General features: G+C 64.2%; 16 protein-coding genes and 1 tRNA gene. 7 read left to right on the top strand and 10 right to left on the bottom strand.

Translation table 11 applies throughout. From position 1 onward, the window contains the following. Window positions 1-134 precede the first annotated feature (134 nt). Window positions 135-440, top strand: coding sequence for a hypothetical protein (locus BH93_RS16555; protein ID WP_032376929.1), 306 nt, complete (start codon window positions 135-137; stop codon window positions 438-440). Between the two features lie 154 nt (window positions 441-594). Beyond that, window positions 595-930: a WhiB family transcriptional regulator gene (locus BH93_RS16550; protein WP_037174461.1), complete on the top strand. Its 336-nt coding sequence runs from the start codon at window positions 595-597 to the stop codon at window positions 928-930. A 34-nt stretch (window positions 931-964) separates the two neighbouring features. On the opposite strand, the gene BH93_RS16545 is transcribed toward BH93_RS16550, so the two are convergent. The 3 genes from BH93_RS16545 to BH93_RS16535 all read right to left on the bottom strand — a co-directional run bounded on the left by BH93_RS16545 (window position 965) and on the right by BH93_RS16535 (window position 4,769). Then, window positions 965-2,275, bottom strand: a complete 1,311-nt coding sequence (locus tag BH93_RS16545; RefSeq protein ID WP_037174141.1) for an ABC1 kinase family protein — start codon at window positions 2,273-2,275, stop codon at window positions 965-967. Window positions 2,276-2,346: 71 nt separating this feature from the next. After that, a complete protein-coding gene (locus tag BH93_RS16540) occupies window positions 2,347-3,231 on the bottom strand; it encodes a hypothetical protein (RefSeq protein WP_032376931.1) in 885 nt (294 codons plus the stop codon). Between the two features lie 122 nt (window positions 3,232-3,353). After that, entirely contained in the window at window positions 3,354-4,769 is a 1,416-nt protein-coding gene (locus tag BH93_RS16535) for a zinc-dependent metalloprotease (protein ID WP_037174139.1), read from the bottom strand. A 167-nt stretch (window positions 4,770-4,936) separates the two neighbouring features. Between BH93_RS16535 and BH93_RS16530 the strand changes: the two genes are divergently transcribed. Next, a complete protein-coding gene (locus tag BH93_RS16530) occupies window positions 4,937-5,962 on the top strand; it encodes a YlbL family protein (protein ID WP_037174137.1) in 1,026 nt (341 codons plus the stop codon). Between the two features lie 55 nt (window positions 5,963-6,017). Here BH93_RS16530 and BH93_RS16525 read toward each other — a convergent pair whose 3' ends face one another. Further along, complete coding sequence (locus tag BH93_RS16525; RefSeq protein ID WP_037174459.1) at window positions 6,018-6,596, bottom strand: PPA1309 family protein; 579 nt, start codon at window positions 6,594-6,596, stop codon at window positions 6,018-6,020. Between the two features lie 276 nt (window positions 6,597-6,872). On the opposite strand from BH93_RS16525, the gene BH93_RS16520 reads away from it, so the two are divergent. Then, complete coding sequence (locus BH93_RS16520) at window positions 6,873-9,833, top strand: UPF0182 family protein (RefSeq protein WP_176457632.1); 2,961 nt, start codon at window positions 6,873-6,875, stop codon at window positions 9,831-9,833. Between the two features lie 103 nt (window positions 9,834-9,936). Here the strand turns inward: BH93_RS16520 and BH93_RS16515 are convergent, their stop codons facing one another. Beyond that, the gene (locus BH93_RS16515) at window positions 9,937-10,488 is read right to left on the bottom strand and encodes a transglycosylase family protein (protein ID WP_037174134.1); all 552 of its coding nucleotides are present in this window, start codon (window positions 10,486-10,488) and stop codon (window positions 9,937-9,939) included. A gap of 502 nt (window positions 10,489-10,990) precedes the next feature. Between BH93_RS16515 and BH93_RS16510 the strand changes: the two genes are divergently transcribed. Then, window positions 10,991-11,067 (top strand) — tRNA-Met (locus tag BH93_RS16510). 56 nt (window positions 11,068-11,123) lie between these two features. Beyond that, the gene (locus tag BH93_RS16505; RefSeq protein WP_037174133.1) at window positions 11,124-11,639 is read left to right on the top strand and encodes a putative immunity protein; all 516 of its coding nucleotides are present in this window, start codon (window positions 11,124-11,126) and stop codon (window positions 11,637-11,639) included. Window positions 11,640-11,729: 90 nt separating this feature from the next. Here BH93_RS16505 and BH93_RS16500 read toward each other — a convergent pair whose 3' ends face one another. After that, window positions 11,730-11,900, bottom strand: a complete 171-nt coding sequence (locus tag BH93_RS16500; RefSeq protein WP_165712728.1) for a hypothetical protein — start codon at window positions 11,898-11,900, stop codon at window positions 11,730-11,732. 69 nt (window positions 11,901-11,969) lie between these two features. Here BH93_RS16500 and BH93_RS16495 point away from each other — a divergent pair, with 69 nt between their 5' ends. Then, the gene (locus BH93_RS16495) at window positions 11,970-12,515 is read left to right on the top strand and encodes a GNAT family N-acetyltransferase (protein WP_037174131.1); all 546 of its coding nucleotides are present in this window, start codon (window positions 11,970-11,972) and stop codon (window positions 12,513-12,515) included. On the opposite strand, the gene BH93_RS16490 is transcribed toward BH93_RS16495, so the two are convergent. The 4 genes from BH93_RS16490 to BH93_RS16475 form a co-directional block, all read right to left on the bottom strand. Continuing rightward, complete coding sequence (locus BH93_RS16490; protein ID WP_052065168.1) at window positions 12,488-13,708, bottom strand: RNA polymerase sigma factor; 1,221 nt, start codon at window positions 13,706-13,708, stop codon at window positions 12,488-12,490. The two genes, BH93_RS16495 and BH93_RS16490, sit on opposite strands and share 28 nt — an antisense overlap. A 73-nt stretch (window positions 13,709-13,781) precedes the next feature. After that, entirely contained in the window at window positions 13,782-14,126 is a 345-nt protein-coding gene (locus BH93_RS16485) for a YciI family protein (RefSeq protein ID WP_032376940.1), read from the bottom strand. Window positions 14,127-14,311: 185 nt separating this feature from the next. Next, window positions 14,312-15,535 carry an acyl-CoA dehydrogenase family protein gene (locus tag BH93_RS16480; protein ID WP_032403106.1) on the bottom strand — a complete coding sequence of 408 codons (1,224 nt, stop codon included), beginning with the start codon at window positions 15,533-15,535 and terminating at the stop codon, window positions 14,312-14,314. A 44-nt stretch (window positions 15,536-15,579) separates the two neighbouring features. After that, window positions 15,580-16,989 (bottom strand): acyl-CoA dehydrogenase family protein, encoded by a 1,410-nt coding sequence (locus tag BH93_RS16475; protein ID WP_037174457.1) that lies wholly within the window; start codon window positions 16,987-16,989, stop codon window positions 15,580-15,582. Window positions 16,990-17,007: the final 18 nt, after the last annotated feature.

Genomic DNA, 17,007 nt, shown 5'->3' with positions numbered 1-17,007 from the left:
TAGAAATCGCCGAGAAACTGCTGGTCAAAAATAACTTGTGCAGATATCGGCAGGGGGCTTAGTCTGTTTCACGTGCCGCGGGAGATCGCGCACTGTCCAATCCGCCAACGAGACCAGAACAGGAGCTGAAAGAAATGATCAACACATTCCACGCCGCCGTTGCCGATGCAACCGTCGCGTTCAGCCCTGTCCTCGGCACGGCACCCTTCGGAGTTGCCCCCCTCGGCACTCATGCCGCCGCCGCAGGCTCTGTTGCGCAGACGTGGATTCGTTCCTCCGCTTTCGGCCCCATGCACGAGTCCGCCTACGCGGCCTCGGGGTCGAATTCCGCCCAGGTTGCCCTGGCACCAGGAGCGAAAGCCGTTGCTCAGGCAGCCCGACGTCACCGCGCACCAGGCGCGTCCGTGCTCGACAGCAGACACCGACTTCACAGTAGGTAGACGCTTCGACAAGCCCACCAGGCCACGGACCCGCACAACGCGGACCGTGGCCTTTGTCGTTCAGGTAGTCCCTCTACCCGAACGTGAGGCCGACATGGTTCGCATCACCCCTCGAACCGACAACGACGCCGCACGAAAAGTAGAGGAGACCGACGTGTCAACCGCCACGATCCGGACGACATGCCGACCAGAGTCCGAAAGTGCCTACACTGCAGGGTGTTCCACTGAGTTGGGCTCGACCGAATTGGCCGAGCTGCAGCTGTCCGTACCCTGCCGAGCGGCGAACCCCGACATGTGGTTCGCCGACACCCCTGCCGAACTCGAGCAGGCAAAGGCGCTGTGCGCTCAATGCCCCATCAGGCGTACCTGCCTGGATGCGGCATTGGACCGTGCCGAGCCCTGGGGCGTATGGGGCGGGGAGATCCTCGATCAAGGAGTGGTCATCGCCCGCAAGCGTCCTCGCGGACGACCACGTAAGAACGCAGCATGATCTCCGGAACGGATCCCCGGCTTCACCGAATCGTTCAGTCGGTGAAGCCGGGCATCCACTCGGTGAGGATTGCCATGTACGGCGCGTAGGCGTCGAGCTGGGCGCAGATTCCCACCAGTCCACCGAGAACGCGGAAGATCATCACGTATTCGGCGGGCATGTTCAAGGCTCGAACAGTGCGAAACTGAGCACTGTTGAAATCTGCGGCAGTACCCGCGGCCTTCTGCAGCCACGCGCGGGTGAAGTGGAACGACTCGGTGTGGATCGGGTCGGTGAAGGGACGCAGGTAGTCGGCGATTTCTTTCTCTGTCACCGTTCGGCCCGGCACAACGAAACCGCTCTCGGTGAACAACACCACGAGTTCGTCGAATTTCTCGTCGCGTGCGAGGGAGACCATCCGGCCGAGAACCGGCGGAAGACCGACGGGCATCGGAGCGCACGCACCGAAATCGATGACGCCCATGCGCCCGTCCTCGAGCATCATGAAGTTTCCTGGATGCGGGTCGGCGTGCAGCAACTTCGCCCGAGCGGGTGACACGAACGCGAACAGGGCAAGTAGCTCGCCCGCCCGGTTCCGTTCCTCGGCCGTTCCGTTTGCAATGACGTCGGCCAACGGTCGACCCGTCATCCATTCGCTGACAACGACTTTGGGCGCACTGGCAACTATTTTGGGTATTGCGAATTGCGGATCGCCCGCGAACTCCTTGCTGAACACCCGCTGATTCGAGGCCTCGATACGGTAGTCGAGCTCGTCCTCGGTACGAGCAGTGAGCTCCTCGAGTACCGGCTTGACGTCGGTGCCCGCGAGCACGGTGCTGAACAGGTTCGCGAAACGCGACAGAGTCTTGAGGTCGGAGCGCAATGCATCGTCCGCACCCGGGTACTGAATTTTTACTGCGACGTCCCGTCCGTCCGACCACGTGGCCCGGTGCACCTGGCCGATGCTCGCCGAGGCGATCGCAGTGTCGTCGAAATCGAGAAAGCGAGATCGCCACGCCGTTCCGAGTTGTTGATCCAACACTCTGTGGACCGTCTTTGCCGGCATGGGCGGACCCTGCGCCTGGAGCTTGGTCAGCGCTTCCCGGTACGGCTCGGAATACTCCTCGGGAACGGCGGCTTCCATCACCGAGAGCATCTGCCCCAGCTTCATGGCACCGCCCTTGAGCTCCCCGAGAACGGAGAAGAGCTGTTCTGCAGCTTTGGCGGCCATGTCCGCATCGATCTCGTCGCGATTTCCGCCGGCAAGCTTCTTGCCGAAGCCCACAGCAGCACGGCCCGCCATTCCCAGTGGAATGCTGGCCAGTTTTGCAGTACGAGTCGATCCACGGCGCGGTATGTCAGACACAACTCCATCATGGCTGAACCTTCCGACAATTGCTCGGACCGGCCCGTATCGGCCGAGGTGACTGTGTCTGGTCAATGCCAGCAATCACAGTGTGGGTGCTTGGACCACAGTCTCTTGTGCACCGTGGTTGCACGTGCTGCAAGATCCAGCTCCATCGTGCAGTCGGCGGTTTCGGGCATCGACGCGTCGGAACGGCCGATGAGGGGTTCGAGCTGAGCGAACGCAAACGCGGCCGTGGCCAACACCGTCGCGCTGCTGGCCTGGCCGACAGTGCCGAGCAGCTGAGCCGACAGATGCGGCCACTCGGGATCGAGGTCGCAGCGAGTCAGATCTGCGCAGCGCAGGCAACTCGTTCGGCCGGGCAGTACGAAGGGGCCGACCACACCCTTCCCGTCCCGCAGTCGAACCTGAAGATGCGGGATGCGGATGCGCACCAGATCGGTCACCAACCGAGGCTCGGCGACCAGATCGTCGGCGAGTACGACGACGTCGTAGGTCCACGAATTCACCGCCGACTGTGGGTAACGCGTGGGCGTCAGGCTCGACCGGCTCACCTCGGCGGCGGTCCTACTCAGGCCCGAGGCCAATGCGTCCGACAGTGGACCCCGCCCGACCAGGTGGATGGTCCGTACCGTCCCCGGCCGGTCCGGCGTAGCGTGCTGCGACCCGGCGGGCCCGCTCGTGCCGTGCATCAGCAACCCGGACTCCTCCAACTCGCCCAGCATCGCCGATGTTCGATTAGCGGACAGCCCCAATGTCATTGCATGACAGACGATATGAGGCCTCGAACGGCCTGCGGCGAGGAGCCGGAGCAGCTCGAGTATCGAACCCGGCTCGGCACCGGGAGGCGGAGTGACGACAACGCTGGTCTCGGGGCTCCAGCCCAGTTGAACGGTGCCGTCCCGTCGAGGCAGTATTGCCACCGCAGGATCGAGTCGAACGGTCGGTGTGATCATGGAACACACTCTGACAGCGAACACTCCCGAGAAGGCCCGCCCGAGGCACGTTATCCACAGGGTGGCTGTGCCTCCGAGCAGGCGTTCGACGGAGAAGTGGAACTCATCCGAAATCTACTGGGTCAGCTTGTGGATGAACCCTTTTCGGGATCACCGTCGGTGCTCTCGTCGTCCTTGGTCTCGTCGTCCTTGCCCGCGGCCTGTTCGGCTTCCGCGCGTTCTTTGGCCTCCATCGCCTCGAGCTGTGCTATCGGGTCGTCGAAGTTCGATGTTCCACCACCGACGACGCGGTCGATGAACGCCGCAGGGTTGTCCAGGTCCGACGAGTCGGGCAGCAGGTCGGGATGGGCCCACACTCCGTCGCGTCCCTCGATGTCGGCTGCGGCAAGGAGTTGGCGCCACAGCTCGGCTGCCTCGCGAACCTTGCGCGGTCGCAGTTCGAGGCCGACCAACGTGGCGAAGGTCTGCTCGGCCGGGCCACCCGACGCCCGACGTCGGCGGATGGTCTCGCCGAGTGCCACAGCCCCGGGCAGCCGGTCGCCCAGCGCAGCCGCGACCACGGTCTCGACCCATCCTTCGACCAGGGCCAGAAGTGTCTCCAGACGCTCGAGCGCATGCTTCTGCTCCGGCGTCGTCTGTGGTTCGAAGGCACCCTGCTGCAGAATTGCTTCGATTTTCGACGGATCGGTCAGCGCGGACGGGTCGAGGCCCGCTGCTGCCTCCTCGATAGCCGAGAAGTCCATCCGGATCCCGCGCGCGTATTCCTCGACCGTGGCCAGAACCCGTTGCCGCAACCACGGAATGTGACTGTAGAGCCGTTGGTGTGCAGCCTCCCTCGCCGCGAGGAACACCAGAACCTCACGCTCGGGCTGCTCGAGACCCTCACTGAACGACGCAATGGCCGACGGCAACAACGCCGCCGTGCCCGACGGTCCGAGCGGTAGGCCGATGTCGGTCGAGGTGAGTACTTCCTTCGAGAGCTGTCCGAGGGCCTGACCGAGCTGCGAGCCGAAGGCCATTCCGCCCATCTGCGTCAGCATGCCCATCATGGGCCCGGCCATCTGCTGGGCCTCGGCGGGGAGACCGGATGTCCACATACCCGAAATCTGCTCGGCGACCGGGTCGCACAGCCGCTTCCACGTGTCGATCGTGTTGTCGAGCCAGTCGACCGGCGTCCACGCAACGGTCTTCGTAGCACCGGCAGGCAGCGTCGTCGCCCCGTCCAGCCAGAGCTCGGCCAGGTGTGCGGCGTCGGTGATCGCCTCTCGCTCGCCCGTCGACACCGGGCTGAAATCACCCATCTGCTGACGCGCCAGCTGCTTGGCCAAGTCGTAGTTCACCGGACCGGAACCGGCCCCACCGGCACCGGCAGCGCCCATGCCACTGAGCATCTGACCGAACTGGGTGAGCATCTGGCCCAGCTGGGCAGGGTCGAAGCCCTCTGCGCCGAAGCCGAAACCGGCGGGGTTGCCCGAACCGTCCGGATCCTTCTTCTTGTCCGGGTCGTCGTCGGAAGCACCGAAACCAAAATTGCTCATGTCTCAACGGTACAAGCCATGTGCACGGGGAGCGCGGAAGATCGTCACGCTGACGGCGAACAGAAGAAGCTCGACGCTGTGCGCAGAACGAACTCGGCACCGCGCGCAACGGGCTCCGGCAGGGGCGGTATCCACAGCGCCGCGCGTTCGGATCTAGTGTCTACCGAGTGAACCGAAGGATCGCCACTCTTGTCGCTGCGCTGGTACCGGTGGTGGTGCTGGGCGTCACCGGATCGGTCGTCACCGTTCCGTTCGCCGCCCTCGGCCCCGGCCCCACATACAACACCCTCGGCGATGTCGACGGTGTGCCCGTGGTGCAGATCGACGGAACCGACGTCGATCCGACGACAGGTCATCTGAACATGACGACCGTGGCCGTGCGTGACCAGCTCAATCTGTTCGAGGCCATCGGCTTCTGGGCGAGCGGTCGTCAGGGCCTCGTTCCGCGCGAAGAGGTCTATCCGCCGGACAAGTCCAAGGAAGAAGTGCAGGAGGGCAACCAAGCGGATTTCGAGGAGTCCGAGTCCAGCGCCGAACTCGCCGCCCTGCACCACCTGGATCTACCTGTGTCGCTGGCTGTGGCGAGTGTGGCCGAGGACGGACCCGCCGCCGGGGTGCTGAACGTGGGTGACACGCTCGTCTCGGTCGGCGGCAGCCCGGTAGCCACCGCGTCGGCGGTGCGTGAGGCCGTCAGCGCCCGAGCGCCGGGTGATTCGCTGGACATCGAGTACGTGCGAGACGGTACGACGCAGACGAGTGCGGTGGTCCTGGGCGCGCGGCCCGACGACGCATCCAAGGGCTACCTCGGCGTCACTCCCGAAGAGCAGCCCGGGGTCCCGTTCGAGGTCAAGTTCAACCTCGCCGACGTCGGCGGACCCTCGGCCGGACTGATGTTCAGCCTCGCCGTGGTGGACAAACTCAGTCCCGGCGAATTGAGCAACGGAGAATTTGTCGCAGGCACCGGAACCATCGATGCCGACGGAACGGTCGGCCCGATCGGCGGCATTCCGTACAAGCTGATCGCCGCCCGTGAAGCGGGAGCCACCACGTTCCTGGTTCCGGACGCGAACTGCGGTGAGGCGACGCAGAACGTTCCAGACGGACTCCGCCTGGTGCGCGTCGAATCACTGGACAGTGCGGTCGAGGCGCTGCAGGCGATCGGCTCGGGTGCCGACGCGCCGTCCTGCAGCTGACCGGTCTCGAGTCACGGCGTCGACGGCCCGGCTCAGTCGTCTTCGACGGGCCGGCTCAGTCGTCTTCGACGGTGTCGAAGGTGGCGTAGAGCCCGTGTACGACGTTCGGTGCCAGATTTTCTGCGACGCGAAGGTCGATCGGCGCGAAGGGGTCTGCGTCCTCGTCCGGGTGCAACTGCAGCAGCGTCAGCGATGGGCCGTCCTTGAGGACCGCGACGATCAACCGGGCATCCCGCTTCTCGGGATGGTTCTCGGCGGCCGAGCGTGCCGCTCGGTCTGCTGCGTCGGGATCGGCGAGCAACGGCATCAAGGCATCGTCGAGGGTCGATTCGGCGGCCGGGGGAAGTACGACGATCTCTTGCACCAGAGCGCATCCGACGACACCCTCGGGCCACGTCGAGGTGGCGAGGAATTCGTCCAGGGCGGGGGAGCCGCCGGTGATGTCCTCGGGGAGTGAGTGCTGCTGAATCGGAGTCAGAGCTGCGCCGTCGGCCAAGTCCTCGAGCAGACCGGGTTCCGCTGCTGCAAGAGTCGCTGTGGGTACCAAGGCGAACATCTGGGGTGCCTGGTGCCATCCGCCTGCGTCGACGAAGTCCGCTACTTCACGCGCGCACCGGGCCAAAGCCTGCGCCACATCCTGTCCACCCGACTCGGGGTTGAACTCGTCACCGAAATCATCTCGGCCGGGCAGTCCGTCGCTGTCGTTGCTCACGGCACTATCCTCGCATCCGGATGGTTCTATGGATGCCGACCCTCCTGACCTGCGGTCGACAGTGGCCGCAGTACGGCTGTCGCAGCCGTAGGATCAACGTACGTACAGTAGGGCGAAACGGACATGCGGTGCACGGAATGTGCACCGCCTAAGTCATCTGCGGCGCCGTCGGCGTCGCCCGAAGTTGGAGTGTGGCTCGTGGGCATGAGGCCCCCCACCGGTATGCCGTCGTTGTCGCGGCGAAGCCGGATCTTGCTCGTACTGGCCTTGGTAGCAGCAGGTCTGCTACTCATCGGTCCCCGTCTGATCGACATGTACACCAATTGGCTGTGGTTCGGCGAAGTCGACTTCCGTGGCGTGTACACCACTACGCTGCTGACGCGATTGGTGATCTTCCTCGTCGTCGCTCTGGTCGTCGGACTCATCGTGTTCGCCGCATTGTTGTTGGCGTACCGCAACCGTCCGGTGTTCGTTCCGGTGGCCGGTCCCAACGATCCGATCGCGCGGTACCGCACCACGGTGATGAGTCGGTTGCGCCTGTTCGGCATCGGAATTCCGGTGGTGTTCGGATTCCTGTCCGGCATGATCGCCCAGACCAACTGGGTGACCGTGCAGCTGTTCCTGCACGGCGGAGACTTCGGCCAGACCGACCCGCAGTTCGGCCTCGACGTCGGGTTCTACTCGTTCGACCTGCCGTTCTACCGATTCATCCTGAACTGGCTGTTCGTTGCCATCTTGGTTGCGTTCTTCGCGAACCTGGTGACGCAGTACGTATTCGGCGGGATCCGGCTCGCCGGGCGCGAAGGTGCACTCACCCGCTCGGCGCGAATTCAACTCGCTGTCATCGCCGGCAGCTTCGTTCTGCTCAAGGCCGTTGCCTACTGGTTCGACCGGTACACGTTGTTGTCGAGCGGTCGCAAGGAGCCGACATTCACCGGAGCCGGATTCACCGACATCAATGCCGTGTTGCCGGCGAAACTCATTCTGTTGGCCATCGCAGTGATCTGTGCGATCGCGTTCTTCTCGGCAATTTTCTTGCGCGACCTCAGAATTCCGGCGTTGGCCACGGCATTGCTGGTGCTCTCGTCGATCCTGATCGGTGCAGTCTGGCCGTTGGTCATGGAGCAGTTCTCGGTGCGTCCGAACGCGGCCGACAAGGAGAGCACGTACATCGAGCGCAACATCGCGGCCACCCGAGCCGCGTACGGGTTGACCGATGACGTGGTCACTTATCGGAACTACTCCGGCGAAGCAGCGTTGAGCCCCGGTGAGGTGGCGTCGGAGTCGGCGACGATGTCCAACATCCGTCTGCTCGACCCGAACATCCTGGCACCGACCTTCACCCAGCAGCGTCAGATCCGAAACTTCTACGGGTTCCCCGACACGCTGGCCGTGGACCGGTATCCGGATGCAGACGGCAACCTCCGCGATTACGTCGTTGCCGCGCGTGAGATCTCACCGCAGACGCTCGACGCGAACCAGCGTGACTGGATCAACCGCCATACGGTGTTCACCCACGGAAACGGCTTCGTGGCAGCACCCGCCAACTCCGTCGACGAAGCCGTCGCCGACGAATCCAGCGGCGGACGGGGCGGTTACCCCAACTACCAGGTGAACTGGATCGAGAACGATGCCGAGGGCTCGATTCGCAAGGACGGCCCCGGCGACCTCGATCAGCCGCGCATCTATTTCGGACCGGTCATCGCCAACTCCGATGCCGACTACTCGATCGTCGGTTCCACCGGCGAGCCTCGCGAGTACGACACCGACAGCAAGAGCTACACCTACGACGGTGCGGCCGGGGTGAACATCGGCAATTTCTTCAACCGTCTGGTGTTCGCCAGCAAGTACGCCGAGCGCAACATCCTCTTCTCGAGTGTGATCGGTGACGAGTCGAAGATTCTGTTCAATCGCGATCCCCGCGACAGGGTCCAGAAGGTTGCACCCTGGTTGACCACCGACGGATCGACCTACCCGGCGATCGTCGAGGGCAAGCTCGTCTGGATCATCGACGGCTACACCACGTTGGACAACTTCCCGTATGCCCAGCGGATGTCGCTCGAAGACGCCACTGCCGACAGCATCGAGTCCACCACGACGCGTGCGCTGCCGAGCCGGGAAGTGTCGTACATCCGGAACTCGGTGAAGGCCACTGTCGATGCCTACGACGGCACCGTCAAGCTCTACGAACAGGATGAGAACGATCCTGTGCTCAAGGCATGGGAAGGCGTGTTCCCCGGAACCGTCATCCCGAAGGATCAGGTGTCCGACGAACTTCGCGATCACTTCCGTTACCCGGAGGACCTGTTCAAGGTCCAGCGTGAGCTGCTCACCAAGTACCACGTCAACGATCCGCGAGAGTTCTTCACCAACAACGCCTTCTGGGAAGTTCCGACGGACCCGACGGCCGAGAACACCTCGGCCAAGCAGCCGCCGTACTACGTCGTCGCGTCCGATGTCTCCAACGAGGAGAACCAGGCGTCGTTCCAGCTGACCAGTGCGTTGGTCGGTTACCGGCGTGAAGTTCTCGGCGCGTACGTCAGTGCAGATTCCGATCCGGAAAACTACGGCAAGATCACCGTGCTGAGATTGCCGACGGATACATCCACTCAGGGTCCGAATCAGGTGCAGAACCAGATGACGACGACGACGGACGTGTCCGAGAGCTTGGGCATCGTGCGCCGTGAGAACACTGTCGAGTTCGGCAACCTGCTGACCCTTCCGGTCGGCAACGGCGGGTTGATCTACGTGGAGCCCGTGTACGCCTCGCGTACCAACGAGGCATCGGCGTACCCGCAGTTGATTCGAGTGCTGGTCTCGTACGAGGGACGAGTCGGCTATGCCGCGACCCTGCCCGAAGCCATCGAGCAGGTGTTCGGAGCGGGTGCCGGACGGACCGTCACCGCACCCGGTGAGACCGACGGCACCACCCAGCCGGGTGCCGTGCCCGAGACGACGCCGTCCGACGGCGGCACGCCCTCAGCAACTCCGGCACCGGCCACCGGTTCTTCGACGACCCGGGATGCGGCCGTCTCCGGTTTGAATTCTGCTCTCTCCGCTGTGCGCACCGCGCAGCAGAGCGGAAACCTTGCGGATCTCGGCACTGCACTCGAGAATCTGCAGACCGCCGTCGACGCCTACAACCGCGCAGGTAGCTGATCTGTTCGGTCGGGTCCCGCTGACATGAGCGAAAGAGCCGCCTCACCGTATGGTGAGGCGGCTCTTTCGTTGTGAAGCTGCAGCTCGTGTGAACTGCTCGGGATCAGCGTCCGATGGGCGCGAGCACGGGGGAGTTCGCAGCGACGAGGTGCTGGAACTGAGTGCTCAGGCCGTACTGGTCGGCCAACTTGGATGCTGCATCGAATGCGCCCTGTGCAGCCTGTGTGGCGGCTGCAGCCTCCGGTGCGACGGCCGGTGCGGGTGCCGGAGCGGCCTTCGGCGCGGGAGCGGCCTCGGGTGCGGGCGTGGAGGTGCCGGTGGTCAGCTGCTGCCCGCATACTGGCCATGCGCCCGGTCCCTGGCTCTGCAGGGTGTTCTCCGCTACGCGGATCTGTTCTGCCTTGGATGCGTTGGCCGGCGATCCGGATCCACCGTTGGCCGTCCAGGTGCTCTGCGAGAACTGCAGGCCACCGTAGTAGCCGTTTCCGGTGTTGATGCTCCAGTTGCCACCACTTTCGCACTGTGCGACGCCGTCCCAGTTGTGGGTGGCTGCGCTGGCGGTTCCGGCAGAGAGGCCGAGGGGGATTGCTACGGCGGCACCTGCGATGGCGGCCAATCCGAGTGCACGCTTGCCGAAATTGTTCTGTGTGGTCATTCGGGGTGAATCCTCTCCGCGCTCGACTGGCGCGACTGGCCTGCAATCGTTTCGCCGGCTTTATGGCGAGAATGACCAGGCACTTCGTATCGTCGCGGCTCTGCCCCCGTACGTCTTGGGGACCACACCCGCGGGGCAGAGCGAAGGGAGCGGCGGGGTGGTGCAGGCCCAGCGGTTTAGGGCCGTCCGTGAAGGTAGTCGAGGATTCACTCAGCGTCACGGAGCGAAAATGGGACGACGCATGACCACATGGTGGGACGGGTGGGGGTCTTTTACCAGCTCAGCTGGGCTCGTGGCGCTAATGTTTCCCCTTCGTAACCCGACTGTTATGTGACGTGAAACACGCATGAAAAGAGACGCGGAGCACTATTTTCTATGCGCTTCGACGTGATAAACGCGGAGAAGGACTGCCTCGAGTGCATGCGTCCGGCGGGCGTGGAGGCACGCGATCGTCACGTGATTTGCATTGGCCGTACGCGCGGGAGTAACTTCGTAGATGCATCGCGGGGTGGAGCAGCTCGGTAGCTCGCTGGGCTCATAACCCAGAGGTCGCAGGTTCAAATCCTGTCCCCGCTACCACTACGAAAGAGGCCCGAGACTATTGTCTCGGGCCTCTTTCGTGTTCTCATCGACGCATGATTCTCCCGGCCGTCAGAGATCCACGGCTGATCACGGTGCACCGCGGCGGCTTGTTGTCCGACGCCGACCATCGAAGTCTCGCGCTGTGGGCCGCCGAGTGTGCGGAACACGTGCTCGGATTGTTCGAGGGGGCCGAGCCGTCCGATTCGCGGCCGCGTGAGGCAATCGAGGGCATTCGGGCGTGGACACGCGGTGAACTCGCGATGATGGCGACCCGCGCCCTCGGCGGCCACAGCATGGGTGCGGCACGGCCCCAGAGCGGCGCTGCACGCTTCGCCGCCTACGCCGCCGGCCAGGCCGCGTGTGTGGCACACGTACCCGAACACGACCTCGGAGCGGCTGCGTACGCGATCAAGGCGGCCAGGGCCGCCGCACCTACCGGCAGGGAGACAGTTGCCGGGCGAGAGGAACTCCGGTGGCAGCGGGATCGACTGCCGGAGAGCGTGCGTGATTTGGTGCTGGAAGACCAGAAGAAGAGAAACAGTATCTGCTGGTCCGTATTCGACGATTGATCGGTCTTCAGGGGTCAGCGGCGACGCGGGGATCAGAGTCGCGACGGTCGACATGCCGCAGCGGGCATGTCCTTCGGCCACATCGAGGGTTCAGTCCGAGACTTGCTCGCGCCCATCGTCACTGGTGACCGTCTCGGACTCGTCGGTGTCATCGGCGGTGAGGTCTACCGTGTCCACACCCTCGAGTGCCGTCAGTTCTTGCTCTGCCTCTGCGATGAGGCCCTTCGCGTTCTCTTCGATCTTCTTGACCCACTCGGCCATGACGGTCACACCCTTCGCTCGATCGTGTACCACCGGTCTACCAGACTTCTTCCCCTTAGGATCCACGGTGTGCGAACACGAACCTCGCGTCTCGATCTCGACGAGCCGGTCGTCACGGATCTCGATGCGCTGTACGCGATCTGCAGCGATCCGCAGTCGTGGACCCACTTTCCCAGCCTGCGGCACACCGATCTCAGCGCGACCGAACGAATGTTGCTGGGCTGGGTGGACCAGTGGCGGCGGGATGGATTGGCCACGTGGATCATTCGTGAGCGCGGCAGCTGCACGATCAGTGGCTACGGCGGGTGCTCGAAGCGGCAGAACGCGTTCTGGAATCTCGGCTATCGCCTCCATCCCGACGCGCAGGGAAACGGGTACGCCGCGGAGATGTGTGAGATCGCAGTCGAGCGCGCGCACCGAACCGAGCCCGAATTGCCGATCGTGGCGTACCTCCTCGAACACAACGTCGCGTCGGCCCGAGTGGCCCAGCGCGCGGGCCTGGAGTTGATCACCCGTGGACCCGACGTCGGCAATCCCGATGCCGACGCAGTTCGCCTGGTGTACGCCGATCGGCCGTTGAGCTCGATTCAGGTCGATTCTGTTCTGTCTGCCTGAGCGATGCCGTTCACGTCGGCCAAGCGACGCTGGAGCAGTCGCTTCTCCGGTGCTGTTCGTGCACGGTCCAGAGCCTGTCGATACTGCTCTGCCGCCTCGTCGAGCCGGCCGAGTCGGTGCAGCAGATCGGCTTTCGCCATCGGGTACGGGTGGTAGCGGCGCAGCGACGGTTCGTCGGCAAGCAGGTCCAGCTCGCGCAGGCCGGCGGCGGGACCGTCGCGCATGGCAAGAGCAACTGCTCGGTTCAATGCGACGATCGCATTCGGGCCCCGATCCATCAATATGTCGTAGAGGGCAACGATTTGGGTCCAGTCGGTACAGTCGGTGTTCGGCGACTCGTCGTGCAGCGCGGCGATCGCTGCCTGCACCGCATAGGGTCCGCTCGGGCCGCCGCGGAGTGCGTCGACCACGAGTTCCGTCCCTTCCCTGACGAACTCGGCGTTCCACGATCGCCGGTCCTGATCGGCCAGCAGCACAATATCGCCGTGCGCGTCGATTCGTGCGCGGCGTCTGGCGTCGGTCAGCAACATCAACGCCAGCAGGCCGGTCACCTCGGACTCTGTCGGCAGTGCTGCGTGCAACAGGCGTCCCATGCCGATCGCCTCGGTGGTGAGGTCGATGCGCCCCACTCGGTCGCCCGACGTCGCCGAGTAGCCCTCGGTGAAGATCGAATAGACGACTTCGAGCACCATCGGCACTCTGCCGGCCAACTCGTCCGAGCCCGGAACTCGAAAGGGTATGCGGACGACGCGAATCTTGTTCTTGGCTCGCACTATTCGTTGTGCTGCCGTGGCCGGAGGGATGAGTAGTGCACGCGCGACCTCGGCGGTGGTGAGACCGGCCAGACACCGAAGGGTCAACGCGAGGCGGTCGCCGGCCGCAAGCGTCGGATGCGCGCAGGTGAAGAACAACTGCAGTCGGTCGTCGGGTAGATCTTCGTCGAGCGGACCCGGCGGATGCGGTTCGCTGCGATCCGAATCGGCCTGCAGCACTCCGATCTTCGCAGCGAGCGTCTGATCGCGTCGCAGGCGATCGACCGCCTTTCGGCGGGCAGCGGTGAGCAACCAGGCTCCGGGCTTGGACGGTATGCCATCGATCGGCCAATGCTTCAGAGCCGCCTCGATGGCATCCGACGTCACCTCCTCGGCGAGATCGAGATCACGGTAGCGCTGAACCAACGACGCGAGCAGCATCGAGCGCTCGGCACGGAAGACCGAGTCGAGCGCTCGATGAACCTCGGACTCGCTCACCGAACGACCCCGTGGGTCAGAATTCTGCAAGTGGACGAACGATGACGGTGCCGCCGTCTTTCGAACCGGGGCATCGCGTCGCCCATTCGAGTGCGGAATCGAGGTCAGGAACGTCGATGACGTCGTAGCCGCCCAGTACTTCGTGTGACTCGGCGTACGGCCCGTCGGTGACGGTGCGTTCTCCGGTGGTGGCATCGACGCGCACCGCCGTGGCGGTGGTGAGGTCCGCCATCGCATGACCGGAGACGTAGACGCCCGCCTCCTTCATTTCCTTCTCGTAGGTCATCCAGTCCTCCACGCTGCTGCAACCCGGAGCTGCTCCCGGTGCGGTGTTTGCGTTGATCAAGAGGATGTACTTCATGGTGCGCTCCTGGGTTCGATACCTCGGTGTCGCGGCGTGAGTCGCCGTACACGAAGACGACGCTCGAGAAGACACGATATCGACACCGGCGTCCGAAATTTTCTGCAGTGCACGAAAAAGCGGCATCGGACCGATGGTCCGATGCCGCTTTCGTCACCGTGTGGCTCGACGACGAGCCGGATATGTCACTTCAGTTCTGCCGACGACTTTCCGAGTACGCGTCGGGCAACGATGAGTTGCTGGATCTGCTGCGTGCCCTCGAAGATGTCGAGAATCTTGGAGTCGCGGCTCCACTTCTCGAGCAGCGGGCGTTCGGAGTAGCCGTAGGTACCGGCCAACTCGACCGCCTTCAGGGTGATGTCGACTGCCGAGCGGCCGGCCTTGGCCTTGGACATCGAGGCCTGCAAGGAGTTGGGCTCCTTGTTGTCGGCCATCCACGCTGCGCGCAGTGCGAGCAGGTGGGCAGCTTCCCAGTCCGCTTCGAGCCGCAGGAATTCCGCGGCAGCCGCGTGCTGGTTGTAGGCGGGGGTCTCGTAGGAGATCTCCACTCCGGCATCGACGAGGATGGACCGCAGCTCTTCGAGTGCTGCGCGGGCGACGCCGATTGCCATACCTGCGACCAGGGGACGCGTGTTGTCGAACGTCTGCATGACGCCGGCGAAGCCCTTTTCGACGTTCACCTCGGCGGTACCGAGCAGGTTGTCCTTCGGAATGCGGCAGTCCTCGAGCAGCAGCGCCGCGGTATCGGACGCCTTGATGCCCAGCTTGTGCTCGAGGCGAGCGACCGACAGGCCCGGAGCGTCACGCGGGACGACGAACGACTTGATCGCTGCACGACCGAGCGACTTGTCGACCGTTGCCCACACCACGATGTGGGTGGATCGTTCACCGGCGGTCACGTAGATCTTCTCGCCGTTGAGTACCCACTCGTCGCCATCGAGAACAGCGGTGGTGGTGACTGCTGCGGAGTCCGAACCGAAGCCGGGCTCGGTGATGGCCATCGAGGCCCATACCTTGCCGAAGCGCTCGAGCTGCTCGTCGGTGGACACCGCGGCGATCGCCGAGTTGCCGAGTCCCTGGTAGGGGATCGACAGGGTGAGGCCGACGTCGCCCCAGCACGTCTCGATCACATTGACCAGGGCAGACATGTTGCCGCCGTTGGAGTTCGCGGTCTTGCTGGGCTTGGGAGCGGACTCGCTGTCCTTCTCGCGGCCACCGGCAGCGCCGCCGATTTCGCCACCGGCGTCGGACATGCCTTCGACCATCGACGCCATCGTGTCGAGTTCCACCGGATACTCGTGCTCGGCGAGGTCGTATTTGCGGGAAATCGGGCGGAAGATCTCGGCAGCGACCTGGTGAGCCTGATTCGCCTGCGCCCGAAGCTTCTTGGGAAGTTCAAGATTGATCATCGTGTATGTCCTTGGGTGAGTGCCATGGAATTCGGGGCGGCGAGCTAGATGAGAACGATGCCCTCGGCGACGCCGACGGACCGCAGATCGCGGTACCAGCGCTCCACCGGGTGCTCCTTGGTGAAGCCGTGACCGCCGAGCAGCTGCACGCCGTCGGAACCGATCTGCATGCCCTTCTCGGAAGCGAGTCGACGAGCCAGCGCAGACTCACGAGTGAACGACAGTCCCTGCTCGGCGCGAGACGCACCACGCAGCGTGACCAACCGCATGCCGTCGAGCTCGATGGCGATGTTGGCGACCATGAAGGCCACGGCCTGACGGTTGCTGATCGGCTCACCGAAGGCGACACGGTCGTTGACGTACGGAACGACGTAGTCGAGTACGGCCTGGCTGGTACCGACGGCCAGTGATGCCCAGCCGAGTCGCGCGAGGCCGATGGCAGCGCTGTACTCGGCGGCCCGCTGATCTGCGTCACCGTCGCCGAGCAGAGCCGATTCGGGCACTGCGACGTCGGTCAGGATCAGACGGCCCAGACCTGCTGCGCGCAGACCCATGCTCGGGTCGGCTTCGACGACCAGGCCCTTGGAGTCGGACTCGACGATGAAGAATGCCGGGCGGCCCTCGAGCTCTGCGGCGATGACGAACAGCTCGGAGCTTCCAGCAGCAGGCACGAGACTCTTGACGCCGTTGAGCTTGTAGCCGCTGGGGGAGCGGACGGCCTTGGTCTGCAGCGCGTACGGGTCGAACAGGGCGCGGGGCTCGTTGACGACCACCGCGGCGTTCGGCACCTTCTCGCCGACGAATGCGGGAAGGTACGTCTTCTGCTGGGCGTCGGTGCCCCACTGGGTGAGAGCGACGGCGACACCGCTGGGCGCGAGGATGGGCAGTGCCAGGCCCATGTCGCCGTGGGCGAGTGCCTCGGCGACGAGAGAATTGGTGACGGCTCCGCGCTCGCTGGCGGCACCGTCGAGTTCCTCGGGGACGTTGATCAGCGTGATGCCGAGTTCGGCGGATCGGCGAACCAGATCCTCCGGTGAGGAGGCGTTGTGATCTGCGTCGAAGGCGGCCGGCCGGAGGATTTCCTCGGCGAACTCCTTGACCGTCTCGACGATCATGCGCTGTTCGTCGTCGGGCGTCAGGTCGAAGTAGCTCAGGTTCTTGGCTGCGCCGTCGTCGAGACGCTTGGGCTTGCCGCTGCCGGTGACCTTGGCGAACGTGCGATTGGCCGCGCCGAGTGTCTTGAACCCGGTCTTGGTGCTCTCGTACGTCACCCGGTCGATCGTCTGGCGGAGGTTGTACTTCTCCGCCAGTTCAGATCCGGTGATGGCGGTCAGAACGCGCATCGCGGTTCCGATCGCATCTCTCTTGAACGGGTTGAGGCCAACCGCAGAAGTATCGCGGGGCACCTTCGGGCGCTTCGCGTCGACCACACTGTCTTGCTTGCTCATGATCACCAGTTCCTCGGCGTCGGT

The sequence above is a fragment of the Rhodococcoides fascians A25f genome (assembly GCF_000760935.2).
GTDB lineage: Bacteria > Actinomycetota > Actinomycetes > Mycobacteriales > Mycobacteriaceae > Rhodococcoides.
This window is presented reverse-complemented; position numbering and strand designations above follow the sequence as displayed.

What these genes read in the sequence shown, in the direction of transcription:
- BH93_RS16555 (WP_032376929.1), top strand. Translation starts at nt 135, where the DNA reads ATGATCAACACATTCCACGCCGCCGTTGCCGATGCAACCGTCGCGTTC.
- BH93_RS16540 (WP_032376931.1), bottom strand. Translation starts at nt 3,231, where the DNA reads ATGATCACACCGACCGTTCGACTCGATCCTGCGGTGGCAATACTGCCT.
- BH93_RS16535 (WP_037174139.1), bottom strand. Translation starts at nt 4,769, where the DNA reads ATGAGCAATTTTGGTTTCGGTGCTTCCGACGACGACCCGGACAAGAAG.
- BH93_RS16515 (WP_037174134.1), bottom strand. Translation starts at nt 10,488, where the DNA reads ATGACCACACAGAACAATTTCGGCAAGCGTGCACTCGGATTGGCCGCC.
- BH93_RS16505 (WP_037174133.1), top strand. Translation starts at nt 11,124, where the DNA reads ATGATTCTCCCGGCCGTCAGAGATCCACGGCTGATCACGGTGCACCGC.
- BH93_RS16500 (WP_165712728.1), bottom strand. Translation starts at nt 11,900, where the DNA reads ATGGCCGAGTGGGTCAAGAAGATCGAAGAGAACGCGAAGGGCCTCATC.
- BH93_RS16490 (WP_052065168.1), bottom strand. Translation starts at nt 13,708, where the DNA reads ATGCTGCTCGCGTCGTTGGTTCAGCGCTACCGTGATCTCGATCTCGCC.
- BH93_RS16485 (WP_032376940.1), bottom strand. Translation starts at nt 14,126, where the DNA reads ATGAAGTACATCCTCTTGATCAACGCAAACACCGCACCGGGAGCAGCT.
- BH93_RS16480 (WP_032403106.1), bottom strand. Translation starts at nt 15,535, where the DNA reads ATGATCAATCTTGAACTTCCCAAGAAGCTTCGGGCGCAGGCGAATCAG.